Source organism: Microbacterium sp. C448 (genome assembly GCF_000582705.2).
Taxonomy (GTDB): Bacteria; Actinomycetota; Actinomycetes; order Actinomycetales; family Microbacteriaceae; genus Microbacterium; species Microbacterium lacus_A.
Map to the genome: position 1 here is coordinate 1 of NZ_HG779707.1, position 16,214 is coordinate 16,214.

At 67.4% G+C, this 16,214-nt stretch carries 17 protein-coding genes and 1 riboswitch; of the genes, 7 read left to right on the forward strand and 10 right to left on the reverse strand.

Going from position 1 to position 16,214, the window contains the following annotated elements:
- From MIC448_RS10530 to MIC448_RS10555, 6 genes are all read left to right on the forward strand, one after another.
- A partial coding sequence (locus MIC448_RS10530) for a zinc finger domain-containing protein (protein WP_036299286.1) occupies positions 1-372 on the forward strand: 372 nt, incomplete at its 5' end.
- An 80-nt stretch (positions 373-452) separates the two neighbouring features.
- Positions 453-601: riboswitch (FMN riboswitch) on the forward strand.
- Positions 602-667: 66 nt separating this feature from the next.
- Positions 668-1,708: a bifunctional diaminohydroxyphosphoribosylaminopyrimidine deaminase/5-amino-6-(5-phosphoribosylamino)uracil reductase RibD gene (gene ribD / locus MIC448_RS10535; RefSeq protein ID WP_036299288.1), complete on the forward strand. Its 1,041-nt coding sequence runs from the start codon at positions 668-670 to the stop codon at positions 1,706-1,708.
- A gap of 1 nt (position 1,709) precedes the next feature.
- The gene (locus tag MIC448_RS10540) at positions 1,710-2,357 is read left to right on the forward strand and encodes a riboflavin synthase (RefSeq protein WP_036299290.1); all 648 of its coding nucleotides are present in this window, start codon (positions 1,710-1,712) and stop codon (positions 2,355-2,357) included.
- A complete protein-coding gene (locus MIC448_RS10545; RefSeq protein WP_036299292.1) occupies positions 2,354-3,628 on the forward strand; it encodes a bifunctional 3,4-dihydroxy-2-butanone-4-phosphate synthase/GTP cyclohydrolase II in 1,275 nt (424 codons plus the stop codon). Before MIC448_RS10540 ends, MIC448_RS10545 begins: the two co-directional genes overlap by 4 nt.
- Complete coding sequence (ribH, locus tag MIC448_RS10550) at positions 3,625-4,107, forward strand: 6,7-dimethyl-8-ribityllumazine synthase (protein ID WP_036299294.1); 483 nt, start codon at positions 3,625-3,627, stop codon at positions 4,105-4,107. Before MIC448_RS10545 ends, ribH begins: the two co-directional genes overlap by 4 nt.
- Positions 4,108-4,173: 66 nt before the next feature.
- Complete coding sequence (locus MIC448_RS10555) at positions 4,174-4,527, forward strand: hypothetical protein (protein ID WP_036299296.1); 354 nt, start codon at positions 4,174-4,176, stop codon at positions 4,525-4,527.
- A gap of 10 nt (positions 4,528-4,537) precedes the next feature.
- On the opposite strand, the gene MIC448_RS10560 is transcribed toward MIC448_RS10555, so the two are convergent.
- From MIC448_RS10560 to MIC448_RS10590, 7 genes are all read right to left on the reverse strand, one after another.
- On the reverse strand, positions 4,538-5,368 hold the full coding sequence (locus MIC448_RS10560) for an ABC transporter permease (RefSeq protein ID WP_036299298.1): 831 nt from the start codon (positions 5,366-5,368) through the stop codon (positions 4,538-4,540).
- Complete coding sequence (locus MIC448_RS10565; protein ID WP_036299300.1) at positions 5,365-6,222, reverse strand: ABC transporter permease; 858 nt, start codon at positions 6,220-6,222, stop codon at positions 5,365-5,367. Before MIC448_RS10565 ends, MIC448_RS10560 begins: the two co-directional genes overlap by 4 nt.
- Positions 6,219-7,160 (reverse strand): ABC transporter ATP-binding protein, encoded by a 942-nt coding sequence (locus MIC448_RS10570; RefSeq protein ID WP_036299302.1) that lies wholly within the window; start codon positions 7,158-7,160, stop codon positions 6,219-6,221. The genes MIC448_RS10565 and MIC448_RS10570 overlap by 4 nt, the downstream gene beginning before the upstream one ends.
- Before the next feature lie 67 nt (positions 7,161-7,227).
- A complete protein-coding gene (locus tag MIC448_RS10575) occupies positions 7,228-8,226 on the reverse strand; it encodes a VOC family protein (RefSeq protein ID WP_036299305.1) in 999 nt (332 codons plus the stop codon).
- Positions 8,227-8,259: 33 nt separating this feature from the next.
- Complete coding sequence (locus tag MIC448_RS10580) at positions 8,260-9,321, reverse strand: 4-oxalomesaconate tautomerase (RefSeq protein ID WP_051513602.1); 1,062 nt, start codon at positions 9,319-9,321, stop codon at positions 8,260-8,262.
- Positions 9,308-10,033, reverse strand: coding sequence for a 4-carboxy-4-hydroxy-2-oxoadipate aldolase/oxaloacetate decarboxylase (locus MIC448_RS10585; RefSeq protein ID WP_036299307.1), 726 nt, complete (start codon positions 10,031-10,033; stop codon positions 9,308-9,310). The genes MIC448_RS10580 and MIC448_RS10585 overlap by 14 nt, the downstream gene beginning before the upstream one ends.
- A complete protein-coding gene (locus MIC448_RS10590; RefSeq protein ID WP_036299310.1) occupies positions 10,030-10,785 on the reverse strand; it encodes a PIG-L deacetylase family protein in 756 nt (251 codons plus the stop codon). Before MIC448_RS10590 ends, MIC448_RS10585 begins: the two co-directional genes overlap by 4 nt.
- A gap of 154 nt (positions 10,786-10,939) precedes the next feature.
- Here MIC448_RS10590 and MIC448_RS10595 point away from each other — a divergent pair, with 154 nt between their 5' ends.
- Positions 10,940-12,343: an aminomethyltransferase family protein gene (locus MIC448_RS10595; protein WP_036299312.1), complete on the forward strand. Its 1,404-nt coding sequence runs from the start codon at positions 10,940-10,942 to the stop codon at positions 12,341-12,343.
- An 87-nt stretch (positions 12,344-12,430) separates the two neighbouring features.
- On the opposite strand, the gene MIC448_RS10600 is transcribed toward MIC448_RS10595, so the two are convergent.
- The 3 genes from MIC448_RS10600 to MIC448_RS10610 all read right to left on the reverse strand — a co-directional run bounded on the left by MIC448_RS10600 (position 12,431) and on the right by MIC448_RS10610 (position 15,840).
- Complete coding sequence (locus MIC448_RS10600; protein ID WP_036299315.1) at positions 12,431-12,898, reverse strand: HtaA domain-containing protein; 468 nt, start codon at positions 12,896-12,898, stop codon at positions 12,431-12,433.
- Positions 12,899-12,904: 6 nt separating this feature from the next.
- Positions 12,905-14,389: an aldehyde dehydrogenase gene (locus MIC448_RS10605; protein ID WP_232711651.1), complete on the reverse strand. Its 1,485-nt coding sequence runs from the start codon at positions 14,387-14,389 to the stop codon at positions 12,905-12,907.
- Positions 14,390-14,541: 152 nt separating this feature from the next.
- On the reverse strand, positions 14,542-15,840 hold the full coding sequence (locus MIC448_RS10610) for a CdaR family transcriptional regulator (protein ID WP_036299317.1): 1,299 nt from the start codon (positions 15,838-15,840) through the stop codon (positions 14,542-14,544).
- Between the last annotated feature and the right edge of the window lie 374 nt (positions 15,841-16,214).

A 16,214-nucleotide genomic window follows, 5' to 3' on the forward strand; every position in this document is an offset into this window, starting at 1 on the left:
GTGCTGCGCGATCAGTCGATCATCGCGGGCATCGGCAACGCCTACTCCGACGAGGTGCTGCACGTCGCACGGATGTCGCCCTACGCGCTGGCCGCATCACTCACCGCGGCGGACGTGCAGGGGCTGTATGACGCGATGCATACAACGCTTCAGGATGCGGTGGCCACGGCATCCGGCAAACCACCCGCCGACCTGAAGGACGCCAAGCGCCGCGGGATGCGCGTGCACGGTCGACGCGGCGAGGCCTGCCCCGTCTGTGGCGATACCGTGCGGAGCGTCTTCTTCGCCGACAACTCGCTCGAGTACTGCGCCACGTGCCAAACGGGCGGCAAGGTGCTCGCCGACCGTCGCCTGTCGCGGCTACTGAAGTAGCGAGCGAGATGGCGAGCGCGCCGGTCCCAGCGAGCGGGAATGAAACGCGCATGAGCGCGTTGGATAGGATCAAGTAAGAACAACGTGCTCCGGGGTCGGTGAGAATCCGAACCGGCGGTGACAGTCCGCGAGCTGCGGCGCTTCGGCGGTGCGGCTGATCCGGTGAAATTCCGGAACCGACGGTGATGCGTGGGAAACCACGCGAGTCCGGATGAGAGGCAGCACGCGTTGACCGTCCCGACGGTCGACGCCGCGCAATTCTTTGCGACACCCCGGATGAATCGAAGGATCCGGGATGACGTACAGCGACACCGAGTGGCAGGCCATGGGCCGCGCCAGAGAGCTGGCGCTCCTCGGTCCCCGGGGCATCAATCCTCAGGTCGGCGCCGTCGTGTTGAGCCCGGCCGGCGAGGTCCTCGCTGAGGGATGGCATCGGGGCGCCGGAAACCCGCACGCCGAGATCGAGGCGCTCTCGCGCCTGTCGCCCGACGACGCCCGGGGCGCGACCATGGTCGTCACCCTCGAGCCGTGCAACCACACCGGTCGCACGGGTCCCTGCGCGGTGGCCCTGATCGAAGCGGGCGTTTCGCGCGTCGTGTACGCCGTCGCCGATCCGGCCGAGCCGTCGTCGGGCGGCGCCGAGCGCTTGCGCGACCACGGCATCGAGGTCGAGTCGGGGGCCCGCGCCGACGAGATCACCGAGATGCTCGACTCGTGGCTGTCAGTCGTTCGACTCGGCCGCCCGTTCGTGACCGTGAAGTGGGCGCAGAGCCTCGACGGTCGCGCCGCGGCCGCGGACGGCTCGAGCAAGTGGATCACCGGGTCGGACGCGCGTGCCGACGTGCACCGGCGGCGGGCTGAGGCGGACGCGATCGTGGTCGGAACCGGGACGGTTCTGGCCGATGATCCCGCCCTGACAGCCCGGCTTGCCGACGGCGAGCTCGCCGAATCTCAACCCCTGCCCGTGGTGATCGGGAATCGTGCGGTGCCGGCGGATGCGGCGCTGCGGATGCATCCGCGCGGCGTGCTCGAGGCCCGGACCCAGAACCTGCATCAGGTGCTCGATGACCTGCGCGAACGAGGCGTGCAGAGTGTCTTCGTCGAGGGCGGACCGACACTTGCGAGCGCGTTCGTGCGCTCGGGTCTCGCCGACCGCGTGCTGGCCTACATCGCCCCCGTCCTCCTGGGTGGCGAGAAGACGGCGATCGGCGACATCGGAGTCTCGACGATGACGCAGGCCCGCCGTCTGACCCTCACCAGCATCGAACGACTTGGCGATGACGTCTTGCTCATCGCCGAACCCGCGCGCATCTCCCCCGACGAAAGGACCGACTGACATGTTCACCGGAATCATCGAAGAGATCGGCGCCGTCACGGCGGTCGAACCGTCGGGCGACGGGGTGCGGCTCAGCGTCCGCGCTCCCCTGGCGATATCGGATGCCTCGCACGGCGATTCGATTTCGGTCAACGGAGTATGTCTGACCGTGGTCGCGAGCGACGAGTCCTCGTTCACGGCCGATGTGATGCGTCAGACGCTCGACATGTCGACACTCGCGAGTTTCGGCCCCGGGCGCTCCGTGAACATCGAGCGCGCAACGGCCGTTGGCACGCGCCTCGGCGGTCACGTCGTTCAGGGCCACGTCGACGGAAAGGGCGTGATCCTGGAGGTCCGACCCGGCGAACGCTGGCGTGTTGTGCGCGTCGGCGTGCCGGCGGCGCTCGCGCCCCTCGTCGTCGACAAGGGGTCGATCGCGATCGACGGCGTTTCGCTCACGATCAGCGCGGTGAGCGATCCGGACGCCGCCGAACAGTGGCTCGAGGTCTCCCTCATTCCCGAGACGCTCGAGGCGACGACGCTCGCCGATCGCAACCCCGGGGATGCCGTCAACCTCGAGACAGACATCCTCGCCCGCCACGTGCAGCGCATGCTCGCGTTCACCGCAACACCGCCCGCAACACCCCCAAGTGAAGGAGGCTCACGATGAGCCTTTCCCCCATTTCCGTCGCCCTGGACGCGCTTCGCGCCGGGCGACCCGTGATCGTCGCCGACGACGAGAACCGAGAGAACGAGGGCGATGTCGTGCTGTCGGCCGAGCTCGCGACACCCGAATGGGTTGCGTGGACGGTCCGCTGGTCGTCGGGTTTCATCTGCGCCCCGATGCCGTCCGAGATCGCCGACACGCTCGATCTGCCGCCCATGGTGGCGCATAACGAGGATGCTCGGGGCACGGCGTACACGGTCAGCGTTGACGCCGCCGACCGTATCTCGACCGGCATCAGCGCCGCGGACCGCGCGCACACCCTGAACGTTTTGGCGAACCCCGAGTCGACGGCGGCGAGCGTCACCCGCCCCGGGCACGTCCTTCCCCTCCGCGCCGTCGACGGGGGCGTGCGTGAGCGCGGCGGCCACACCGAAGCCGCCGTCGAGCTGATGCGCCTCGCGGGCCTGCGGCCGGTGGGTGCGATCGCCGAGATCGTGGCCGAAGACGGCAGCATGATGCGCCTGCCCGGTCTGATGGAGCTCGGCGAGCGCGACGGGGTCCCCGTGATCACCATCGAGCAGCTGATCGCGTACCTCGAAGAACACGAGCCGCGCGAGGCCGAGACGCACAACGTGCACCGCCGTCGTGTCAGCCTGCGCGCCGAATCACTCGTGCCGACGAATCACGGCACGTTCCGTTTTCTGGCGTACAAAGATCGCGTCACGGGCACCGACCACCTCGCGGTCGTATCGGGCGAGATCGCGGACGCACCGCTCGTACGCGTGCACTCGGAGTGCCTGACCGGCGAGGCGTTCGGGTCTCTCAAGTGCGAATGCGGCCCTCAGCTGGACGCCGCGCTCGACACGATCGCCGAGAAGGGCGGCGTCGTCGTCTACATGCGCGGTCACGAGGGCCGCGGCATCGGCCTCATCAACAAGCTCCGCGCATACAGCCTGCAGGAAGCGGGCCTCGACACGGTCGATGCGAACCTCGCCCTCGGGCTGCCCGCCGACGCCCGCGACTACGCCGCGGCAGCGGGCATCCTGTCCGATCTCGGCATCGAGCGCGTGCGGCTCATGACGAACAACCCCGACAAGGTCGACCAGCTGCGGGAGTTCGGCCTCGACATCGTGGAGCAGGTTCCCCTGCTGGTCGGCGTCGGCCCCAACAACCACCAGTACCTCGAGACGAAGCGTGACCGGATGGGGCACCTCATCGCCGAGCAAGAGCTCGCCGATGCATTCGCCGATATGAAGACGGGAAACGACGTATGAGCGGTAAGGGAGCGCCCGTCCTGCGGGCAGAGGACAAGCCGGATGCCTCGGGGCTGCGCGTCGTGATCGTCGCCGGCGAGTGGCACGAGCAGATCAGCGACGGCATGATCGCGGGCGCGACGCGTGCCCTGGACGAGTCCGGTGCGGACTACTCCCTCGTGCGCGTGCCCGGCTCGTTCGAGCTGCCCGTGGCGTGCAAAGTGGCGCTCGAGGCCGGAGCCGATGCCGTTGTCGCCCTCGGAGTCATCATCCGCGGCGGCACCCCGCACTTCGAATTCGTCTCTTCCGCGGCGACCGATGGTCTGACGCGCGTGGCGCTCGACACGGGCAAGCCGGTCGGTTTCGGTGTGCTCACGCTGGATGACGAGCAGCAGGGCATCGACCGCGCGGGTCTGCCCGGCTCGCGCGAAGACAAGGGCTTCGAGGCCGCGGATGCCGCGATCCGCACCGCGCTGGTGCTGAAGGCGCTGCGGGGCTGAACCCGTTCACGCCGGTGAGGCCCACCTTGCTGGCGCAGTGGCACGAAGCACCCCTACCGTGGTGCCATGGAGATCCTGCGTCATATCGTCGTGTTCGTGCATATCACCGGCTTCGCGATCCTCTTCGGCGCGTGGGCCGCACAGGCCTGGGGCGGCAAGCGCCAGATCACCGGGCTGATGAACGTCGGCCTCGCGATCGCGGCCGTCGCCGGGCTCGTGCTCGCGGCCCCGTGGGGCATCGAGTACGACCTGAACTACGTGAAGATCGGCGTCAAGCTCGTCGTGTTGCTGATCATCGGAGCCCTCATGGGCATCGGCCAGGCCCGTGGTCGGCGGAGCGGCTCTGTACCACCGCCGCTGTTCTGGTCGATCGGCGTACTGACCCTGCTGAACGCGGGCATCGCCGTCATCTGGCGCTAGCCCGGCAGGTTCAGTCCAGGAACAGGGCGCGCAGGCGCTTCGTCGTGAACACGAGACCGATCGCGATCATCACGACGTAGTACAGCACGTGCCAGAGCATGCCCGGGTGCAGCGACCCCGTCGTGAGACCCCGCACCAGCTCGACGCCGTGCCAGAGCGGGAGCGCGCGCACGATCGCCTGCACCCACTCCGGATACACCGTGATCGGGTAGAACGTCGCCGAGAACAGGAACATCGGCAGCAGCACGAAGTTGATCCAGTCCATGTGCTGGAACGCCTTCATGTAGCTCGTCACGGCCATCCCGAGGCTCGCGAAGCCGAAGGCGATCAGCATGACCGCGGGTAGCGCAAGGATCGCGGTCCACGACAGGTTGAGTCCGGCGAACTGCATGATGATGAGGAATCCGGATGCGTAGAGCAGACCACGCAGCAGCGCGTACAGGATCTCGCCGAGCGCGACGTCGAGCGGCCCCAGCGACGTCGCGAGCATGCCCTCGTAGAGCTTGCCGTAGTTGAGCTTGAAGAAGACGTTCCACGTCGAGTCGTAGATCGCCCCGTTCATCGCCGAGACGGCCAGCAGCGCGGGCGCGATGAAAGCCGCGTACGACACCACGAGACCCGCGGATGTCTCGACCGAGCCGATCAGGGCACCGAGCCCGATGCCCATCGAGGCGAGGTAGAACACGGGCTCGAAGAAGCCCGAGAGCACCACGATCCAGCTCGACGATCGCGCGGCGAGCAGGCCGCGTTGCACGACCGCTCCGGGGTTTCCGGCCCACAGCGCCCGCACCCCGCCGCCGCGGACCGGAGCGGCATCCGCCCTCATCGCCGACGCGCTCATCGTGCAAGCCTCCGCGTGAAGATCCGGCGTGCGAGCACGTACCCACCGACGGCCAGCACGGTGAGGTAGACGATGTGGACGACGATCATCACGACCGACTCGTCACGCCCGTATGTGAGGGCGCGGCCGAGCTCGGTGGCGTGCCAGAGCGGCGAGATCCAGCCGATCCACTGCAGCCACACGGGCAGGGTCGCCAGGGGGTAGAACGTGCCGGAGAACAGGAACATCGGCATGAACACGAAGCGCTGCACGAGCGCGAACTGGCCTCGATCATCCTGAATCGACGACGCATACGCCAACAGCGGGGCGCCGAACGCGAGCCCCGCGAGCAGGCTGACGAGGACGGCGATCGATCCCGTGGCGAGGTTCGGCACAGCGCCGAACACGCACAGGAACGCGAAGTAGGCAACCGCGACGACGACCATGCGCGCCGTCGCCCCCAACACCACGCCCGTGGCGATCTGCGAGCTGGAGAGCGGCGACGCATTGAAGCCGAAGAAGTAGCGCCGCCATTTGAACCCCGCCATGACCGGGTAGGTGAACTCTTCGCTCGCGACCGAGATCGTGGCGGTCATGAGCAGCGCCGGCGCCACGAACACGAGGTACGAAACTTCGCGCCCGCCGTCGACGATCGGCACGTCGATCAGCGCGGCGAGACCGACCGCGAGGCCGAGCAGATACAGGATCGGCTGACCGAGCGCGCCGACGACGATCGTCCAGCCATAGGCGCGCATTGCGCGGACCATGTGTTCGGTGACGTACCAGGCACCGCGAGCGCGTGGACGTCGGCCCCACTCGAGTGCCTCCTGGCGGAGCTCGTCGAGGGTCGGCGAGCTGATGGCCCGGTCGCTCATTCGATCAGCGACCTTCCGGTGAGGCGCAGAAAGACGTCCTCGAGGCTCGATCGCCGCACGAGGGAAGTGATCGGCTCGAGCCCCAGGTGGGTGATCCGCTCGAGCGCGTGCTCGCCGTTGTCTGCGTAGATCAGAACGCGGTCGGGCAGGACTTCGACCCGCTCGCCGATGCCCTCGAGCTGCGGTGCAACCTCGGCGTTGCGGTCGGATCCGAAGCGCACCTCGAGCACCTCGCGCGTCGAGTGCGCACGGATGAGGGACGCCGGGGTGCCCTCGGCCATGATGCGGCCCTTGTCGACCACGATCAGGCGGTCGCAGAGCTGCTCGGCCTCGTCCATGTAGTGCGTGGTGAGCACGAGCGTCGTGCCGGTCTCTTTGAGCCGGAAGAGGCGGTCCCAGAGGACGTGCCGCGCCTGCGGGTCGAGCCCGGTCGTCGGCTCGTCGAGCAGCAGGATGCGCGGGTCGTTGACGAGCCCGCGCGCGATCGTCAGCCGCCGCTTCATCCCACCCGAGAGCTGATCGACCTTGCTCGTCGCCTTGTCTTCGAGCTGGGCGAACGCGAGCAGCTCCTCGGCCTTCTGCCGGCAGACGCTCGCGGGCAGACCGAAATAGCGGCCGTAGATGAAGAGGTTCTCGCGCGCGTTGAGCTCGCCATCCAGGTTGTCCTGCTGCGGCACGACACCCAGGCGCGAGCGGATGTCGGGGCCGTGGCGATCCGGGTCGAGCCCGAGGATCGACAGGTCGCCGCTCGTGCGCGTCGACACCGCGCCGATCATCTTCATGGTCGTGGACTTGCCGGCACCGTTCGGCCCGAGCAAGCCGAACGACTCCCCCGGCGCGACGTCGAAACTCAGCCCGTCGACGGCGACGAAGTCGGACTTACCCTTCACTCGATAGGTCTTGACGAGCGAGTCGGCGGAGATGACGGCTTCTGGCACCGGACAACCCTACTCAACACAGGACTAACGGCAGCCGACGACATCGCCGGCTGCCGTTAGTTTGTTCTCAGTGCTTGCGACCCTCGAGGGCTGCGCGGTCGATCTCTTCCTGGTTCTCGACGTACGGCGTGCCGTGCGTGTGGAACGTCGCAACGGTCTTCATCCCCCACGCCTGGCCCTTGGCGCGCTCGGCGGCGGTCCATTCGACGACCGGCCAGTCCGGGTCGAGGATCAGGCGCGCACCGGCATTCGCGAACTCGATGCGGTTGCCGCCGGGCTCCCAGACGTAGAGGAAGAAGGTCTGGTTGATCGCGTGCTTGTAGGGGCCGTACTCGATGTAGACCTTGTTCTCGAGGAAGATGTCGGCGGCCTTGAGGATATCCTCGCGGGTGTCCGGGGCGAGCGCGAAGTGGTGGAAGCGACCGCGCGTTCCGGTCCAGTCCTCGGAGTAGACGACGTCGTACGACTTCTGGGCGAAGCGGAACCACCACGCGGCGTACCCGCCCTCGTCCTTGACGACGCGCTCGGACTCGCGTGCACCCATCACGTCGCGCCAGAACTCACCGGACTTGGTGACATCCGCGGCGAGATAGTTGATGTGATCCATGCGGCGGACGTTCACACCACGGCCCGGGAACGCCGAGGCCTGGTTCTTCAGCGCCGGGGTGTCCTTCTCGTCCGGCACGTAGTGCTCGGTGTCGTAGTAGACCGCCATGAGGTGGCCGTCCGGGTCCTCGAACTCGTAGGAGCGCCCGACTCCCACCTCGGGCTCGCGCCATCCGTGGCCGAGTCCCGCCGCCTCGATCGCCGCGACCCGACGCTCGAGCGCTTCCTCGCTCGAAGCGCGGTACAGCGAGCGCCCGACCCCGTTGGTGTCGGATGCCGTGAGCTTGATCGTGTAGAGCTGGTACTCGTCCCAGCAGCGCAGGTACGCCGAGTTGCCGATGCGGGCAACCTCGCGCATCGCGAGCAGGTCGCGGAAGAACCACAGGCTCTCTTCGAACTTCGGGGTGAACAGCTCGACGGCGCCCAGATGGGCGATGTCGAAGTTCTCGGTGCTGGCCATGGCGGTGTCCTCTCTGACGTTTCGTATTTCAGGCTAAAGTCGCGGCCGCGGAAAAACCGTGCCGTCGAAGATCTTGCGCGCCGTGCGCTCGGACACGGACGTGCCGTACCAGGCACCGTCCGCGCGTTGCTCGACGGCGACCCGGGCGGGAAAAGCTCCGGTCGGGTGCTCGATGAAGCTGGGATCGGCGTCGGCGCCAACCGCGACGTCGGACCCGACGGCCCCAGGAATTCGGATGCCCGCGGCAACGGATGCCGCCATGAGTACCCCGATCGAGGTGTGTACGCGCGAGGGAATGAAAGCGCGCGTCGAGATGGCGCCGCCCGCGAGGGGTGGCGACAGCAGGAGCATCTTCGGCACGGTCTGCGCCGAGACATCCCCGAGTCCCATCCGGGGGCCCGCCTGCAGGCGGATCTCTTCGATCTCGGCGGTCAGCGCCGACCGTCCCTCGAGCTCTTCGGGGCTTTCCGATCCCGTCACGCCGAACTCGTCGGCGCGCAGCAGCACGACGGGCATGCCGTTGTCGATCAGGGTGACGCGGTGCCCGGCGATCTCGTCCGAAACATTGCCGGTCGGGAGGAGCGGCGAGTCGCCGCCCACCTCGAGCTCGATCGCGCACGCGATCCCCGGCACTCCGTCGATCGCAAAGTCCCCGTCATAGGCGACGATCCCACCAGGCGTGCGGATGCGTGTGCTCGCGACATCCCCCGTGTTGACTATGCGGATTCGCACCGGGGTCTCGCCGTCCTGTGCCTCGACGAGTCGGCGCTCGATCGCAAACGGTCCGACACCCGCCAGCAGATTGCCGCAGGTCTGCGCGTCGCTCACGACGGGCTTGTCGACGACGACCTGCAGGAAGAGGTAGTCAACGTCGATGCCGGGTTCGCTCGACCGCGAGACGATGGCGACCTTGCTGGTGAGCGGGTGCGCTCCCCCGAGCCCGTCGATCTGAGCAGGATCGGGACTTCCCATGACGCGCAACATGAGCTCGTCGCGCTCGGCCGGGTCGGCCGGGACGTCCTCCGCGAGGAAGTACGCCCCTTTCGAGGTGCCGCCCCGCATGAGCATGCAGCGGATGCCGTCAGCGCCCGCCATGCTCCGCCTCGAACTCCGACTCTGTCACGTATCGACCGCCGAGGTCGCGGAAGACGTCGCGGAGGCCCTTGCGATCCAGGCTCAGCTCGCCGCCCTGATAGGCGGCGCGGTCGGCCGCCTCTTTCTCGACGCGGGAGTCGGACGCCGCCAACACGCTCTCGGCATCGGCCCTCGGCACGCACATCACCCCGTCATCATCGGCGATGACGACGTCGCCTGCCCGCACGACGACTCCCCCGACGACGACGGGTACGTTGACCGAGCCCGCCGTGGCCTTGACCGTGCCCTGCGCGTTGATCGCGCTCGACCACACGGGAAAGCCCATCTCTCGCAGGTCGACGACATCGCGGACACCGGTTGTGGTGACGAGTCCGCGAACGCCGCGCTGCGCGAGCGCCGTCGCGAACAGTTCACCGAACGCACCGTCGACGGAGGGCGACGTCGTGGACACCACGAGGATGTCGCCGGGCTGGCACTGCTCGATCGCGACGTGGATCATGAGGTTGTCGCCGGGCCACGACAGCACGGTGACCGCGGATCCCGCGATGCGCGAGCCATCCTGAATCGGACGAATGTCCGCTCCGACGAGCCCGATGCGTCCCATCGCCTCGTGGACCGTCGCGACGCCGTGCACACCGAGCGCGTCGATCGTGGCGGCATCCGCGCGTGCGATGTCCGTGACGACGACACCGGTCCGCTGCGTGCCGGTCATCCGAGCACGTCCGTCACCTGCGGGTAGTAGCGCATGTACGCCTCACCCATCGTGTCAACGGGCAGACCGAGATTCGGGCCGGCGTTCCGCTTGACCTGCACGCCCCGACGCACGGCGAGCGAGGTGTAGTACTCCCACATGTGCTTCTGCGCCGGCAGGCACTCCATGGCCTTCTGCTTGAGCGGGAAGGCGGCCGTGATGTCGAGCAGCACGTTCGGCTTGAAGTCCGACTGCTCGGGCTGATGCGGCTCGAAGAAGAAGACGGGCGGGGCGCCGATGATGTCATCTGTGCCCGGGTAGGAGCCATCCGAATTCGCCACACCGATCGCCTGAGCCAGCACGCGAGCCTGCAGCGCCATGCGCGCGGCCGCGGGGTGATCTCCGTTGTAGGGGTCGGCGAGAGGATGCGTCAGCACGACCGTCGGCTGCGTGCGCCGGAAGACGTCCACCAACTTCTGCACCGCCTCGGGCGACTCGACCAAGGGGTAGTCGCCGAGGTCGAGGAACTCGATGTCGGCGCCCAGCGCCGTCGCCGCGGCCGTTGCCTCGTCGCGGCGGATCGCCTTGATCTCGTCGAGCGGCTTGCCCGCAAGCCACTGGCTCGCCGATTCGCCGCGCTCTCCATAAGAGAGGCACACGACGGTGGCTCGCTCGCCGCGCAGGGTCGCGGCGGCGATCGCGCCGCCCGCGCGCCAGACGAAATCGCCCGCGTGGGCGCTGACGACAAGAAGTGAAGGGGTGGTGTCTGCCATGGGAACTCCTGACTTGTAAGGACAGCGAATCACACGACTAGCGCGATGGTCAAGATTTTGGTTACAATTCTGGCGACGCTAAATCACTCTGGACATAGTGATGTGTCCTCCGTACCATCAGGACCACACGACAAAGATGTTGAAAGGAACAACCATGGCTGGCAACCTGCAGCAAGTGCTCGACGAGGCGGGAAACACCGTCGAGATGCTGCGCAACTCGAAGCTCGGCACCTATATCTACCCTGTCGTCCCGGCCGAGTTCTCGAACTGGCGCCGCGAGCAGATCGCCTGGCGCGAGGCCGCCGTGCTGTTCGATCAGACCCACCACATGGTGAACCTGTTCGTCTCGGGCCCCGATGCCCTCAAGCTGCTCGCCGAGACCGGCATCAACAGCTTTACGAACTTCCCGGTCAACACGGCCAAGCAGTTCGTCCCGACCGCCTCCAACGGTGGCGTGATCGGCGACGGCATCCTGTTCCGCGAGGGCGAGAACGACTACGTCTACGTCGGCCGCGCACCGGGTGCCAACTGGCTGCAGTACCACGCCGAAACCGGCGGCTACAAGGTCGACGTCACCTACGACGACCGCTCCAACTCCCGCCCGTACGGCGAGGCCGTGTCGCGCAAGTACTACCGCTTCCAGATCCAGGGTCCGAACGCCTGGCCGATCATCGAGAAGCTCAACGGTGGCGAGCTCGAGAAGGTCAAGTTCTTCCACATGGGCGAGCTCACGATCGCGGGCGAGAAGGTCCACACCCTCCGCCACGGCATGGCCGGCGCGCCGGGCCTCGAGCTGTGGGGCCCGTACGAGCAGCACGGCAAGATCCGTCAGGCGATCCTCGAGGCCGGAGCCGAGTTCGGCATCGAGCCCTGTGGCTCGCGCGCCTACTCCTCGAACACGCTGGAGTCGGGCTGGATCCCCTCGCCGCTGCCCGCCATCTACTCGAGCGAGGCCGAGCGTGGCTACCGCGAGTGGCTTCCCGCGAACAGCTACGAGGCCATCAACGCCCTCGCCGGCTCGTTCGTCTCGGACAACATCGAGGACTACTACCTCAGCCCCTGGGAGCTCGGTTACGGTTCGTTCGTGAAGTTCGACCACGACTTCATCGGCCGCGACGCGCTCGAGAAGATCGACCCCGAGACCCAGCGCAAGAAGGTCACGCTCGCCTGGAACGACGAGGACCTGAAGAAGATCCTCACGAGCGTCATCGACCGCGAGGGCGTCGGCTACCAGTTCTTCGACCTGCCCAACGCCAACTACGGCTCGTCGAACTACGACGCCGTGATCGACGCGGACGGCAACACCGTCGGCCTCTCGCTCTTCACGGGCGTCACGGCGAACGAGAAGCGGGGCCTCTCGCTCGCCACCGTCGACCGCGATGTGCCGATCGGTACCGAGCTGAAGGTCGTCTGGGGCGAGCCGAACGGCGGCTCCGGCAAGACGACCGTCCAGCCGCACGAGCAGATCGAGGTCCGCGCGGTCGTCAGCCCGGTCCCGTACGCCGAGACCGCCCGCCAGGAATACCAGGGCGGATGGCGCTCGACCGGTCAGCTCTGATCTGATCTGATCCTCCACCGCAGATGGCCCGCACCCTTTCGGGGGTGCGGGCCATCTGCGGTGGAAATCGCGCAACGACGACCCCGCTCACGTCGATATCGGCACGTACGCGACGACGGATGCCTCGTCGGCCTCCGAGTACTGGGGTCCGAGCCAGGCGGCTCCCTCCGCGGTCAGCTGCGCTCCCACCGCCTCGATGGGCTCCCCCTCGACCGCCGGCAGCACCGCAACGACGACGCGGGCTGAGCCCTCGCTCGGGACGACGCTCAGGAACGCGCGACCGTCACCGAATGCGAGCCACGGGTCACACGCGGTGATCCGCAGCATCCCCCGATGACCGATGATCTGGACCGTTCCCCCGAACCGCACCTCGCCGCGCGCGCGGGACACCTCGGGGAAGAAGAACCGTGGCGGGTGCGCGCCGTCGACGAGGTCCGCGACCCCGTCGACGGCGACGACGCCGTCAGGCAGATGCGCGACATAGCTGGTCAGGCTCTCGCGAATCCCCCATTCGAGACCGGAAGGACGTCGACTCTTGGTCCGACGAAACAACATCGGCGCTCACGCGAAGTGATAGATCGACTTGACCTGCTGGTACGCAGCGAGACCCTCGGCTCCGAACTCCTTGCCATAGCCGCTCTGCTTGACCCCACCGAACGGCGCCCCGATGTCGGGGATGTAGCCGTTGATGCCGATCGTTCCGGTCTGCACGCCGCGGGCGACCGCCATAGCCCGGTCGTCATCGGTCGACCAGACCGAACCTCCCAGGCCGTAGTCGGAGTCGCTCGCGATGCGGATGGCATCCGCATCGTCGTCGTAACCGATGACCGTGAGCACCGGTCCGAAGATCTCTTCCTGCGCGATCCGCGCGGTGTTGTCGAGGCCGGCGAACAGGGTGGGGCGCACAAAGTGGCCGCGGTCCCAGCCATCCGGTCGTCCGCTGCCCCCGACGACGACGCGTCCGCCTTCGCTCTTTCCGATCTCGATGTAGTTCGCCACGCGCTCCTGCTGGTTCTTGCTCGCCATCGGCCCGATCAGCGTCGCGTCGTCGAGCGGGTCACCGACGGGCGAGAACCGCATGAGGGTCGCCAGCACGTCGACGACCTCGTCGTACCGACGCCGCGGCGCGAGAACACGCGTGCCGAGGAAGCAGACCTGCCCGTTGTTGGCGAGCGTCGACGCAAAGAAGCTCTGACCCATCTTCTCCAGATCGAGGTCGGCATCGTCGAGGATGATCGCCGCCGACTTTCCGCCGAGCTCGAGGCTGACGGGGCGCAGCAGTTCGGCGCAGGCTTTGGCGACCGCGCGCCCCCCGGTTGTCGAGCCCGTGAACGCGACCTTGTCGACGCCCGGGTGCGACACGATGTAGGCGCCGAGCTCGCGCCCACCGGGCAAGATGCTGACGACGCCCTCGGGCACACCCGCGGCCTCGATCGCGTCGGCAAGAATGAAGGCGTCGAGGACCGTTTCGGGTGAGGGCTTGAGGATGATCGTGTTGCCCGCCGCGAGCGCGGGCGCGAGCTTGGTCATCGTGAGCGACTGCGGCACGTTCCACGGCACGATCCCGGCCACGACGCCGATGGGCATGCGGCGCACCGTCGTGCGGGAGACGAAGATACCGGGGCGCTCTTCTTCCACGGCCTGGTTGCGTGCAAGGTCGGCGTAGAAACGCAGTGTGGCGGCCGGGTAGGGGGCTTCAAGAGCACGAGCGATCGTGATGGGCATGCCGTTCTGCATCGAGATCACGCGCACGGTCTCGTCGGCACGTGCCTGGACCTCGTCGGCGAGCTTCTCGACGACCGCTGCACGCTCGGCCGGGTCCCACGTCGACCAGCCCTGCGGGTCATCGAACGCACGACGTGCCGCCGCGACCGCGCGGTCGACGTCGGCCTCAGTCGCTTCGGGAACGGACCCGATGACCTCTTCGGTCGTCGCGGAGCGCACCGTGATGCGCCGGTTCGATGCGGGCTTCTGCCAGGCACCGCCAATGAACAGGTCGGTGCGATCGACGTTGGTCGACAGGTTCGTGGCCATCGTGAGGCTCATGATCTCTCCTTCGGGATCAGCGGCGGAATGGTTGCCGTATTACATCTGGCCACACGGCGGGCACGGCAAGCACCGTCCGCGAGTCCAGAGAATCCGATCGGTCCTGGTACTGCGGTACGGCATCCCCGCCTCAGGGTGGGAGAACGAGAGCTTCAGGACTCGGACTGCTCCAGCAGATGAGCAAGCAGCGCCGCGGCGTAGAGCTCGTGACGACGCGAGGCGATCGGACGGCCGATCGCCTGTTCGATACGCTTCAGCCGGTAGACGACCGTGTTCCGGTGAATCCGCAAACGCTCGGCCGTATCCGCCAGGGATTGCCCCGTCTCGAGGTAGAGCCGCAGCGTCTCGCGGTTCTCTCGATCCGAGACGGCCCCGGTTGCGAGCGCCCCGAGTTCGGTCGCGACGAACCATTCGGCACGCTCGGGATCGCGCAGCAGCAGGCTGAGATAAGACATCCTCTCGGTATCGGCGATATCCGGGGCGATGCCGGGCGGCAGGCGACCGGCGACCGCCGCGTATTCGCGGGCCAACAGATGGCTCCTCCGGAACCCCTGCACGCCACGGGCCACAGGCCCGATGGCGACACCGACTCGTCCTGGGTCACGCGGGATAGATCGAACGCGCTCCAACACCGCGGGGGGCGGGTCGTCGGCGAACGTCAGCCAGATCCACAGGGTCCGATCATCGCCCGGCACGACGGTGACGGCATTCGCGAACGCGCTCATGCCGATCTGCCGGGCTGCAGTGTCGAGGTGAGGCCCGATCCCTGCGGTGGGATGCCAGAGCACGACGGCGACGTGGTGGCCGGACAGGTCGATGCCCAGGTCGTCGAAACCCTTCGCGTCCCGAACGCCGGGCTTCAGGAGGGCGTCGATCAACGCGCGCTTCGTGGCGAGCATCTCCCCGTCCAGCTGCGCCTGGGCGACGACGTAGTCGGTGACGAAGCTGTCGACGACGGCGTCGTAGATGGCCGCGCTCGCACTCAGCACGCTGTGCGCGATATCCCCCGCGCGCTCCCCGGCCGCGGTGAGGAGCTGATCGACCCAGCGCCGCTCGGTGACGCGCACCGCTTGGATGACGAGCGAGGACTCGATTCCGAGGCGAGCTGCCGGAGCGGCGAAGCGGAAGGGAAGATCGAGAAAATGTCGATCCGGGTCGTCGTGCATGAGCCGGTAGGCGAACTCGAGCAGCATCCGCGCCGCGGCACGTTCGACCTCCCGGTAGGGCACCCGCGAATCGCCCTCGTTCTGATCGCTCACGATGGCCTGAGCGACACGCGCCTCGGCTGCCAACCATCCGAAGAACGACGGGGGAAGCGCCGCCCGCGCGGTTCGTTCTTCGCGTTCGTCGAGCAGGGTGGATACGTCCGCGTCGACAAAGCCAGCTGTGACGGCTTCGATCAGCCAGGCGAGGGGAACGCCGGACGCTTCGCGGGATCGCAGCGCGGCCATGGATGCTCCCTCGTTGCGGACTTCTGTGTCGCCTGCGCCCGACTTTACCCACACCGCGCGAGCGCATCGTGTGTTCTTTTCGTTCATGTTCCGCGGCTGGACCGTGGTACCAAGTCGACAGGTCCCTTTCGTATCGCGCACCGATGTGCGCGCGCTCCGCCCGGGCGCAGGGTGGATCAGCACTTATCGGCCACCGACGCCCGAGGAATGAACGCATGCGCACCAAACCACGCAAATGGATCGAAGCCGAACTCGAGCAGCTCGATCCCCATGTCGACTACGAGCGAATCGTCGCGCTCGGAACGAGCTACTACGTGAGCGACTTCCTGATGGATTACATCTACGCGTTGATGCTCCTATATCTGTCAAGCCGC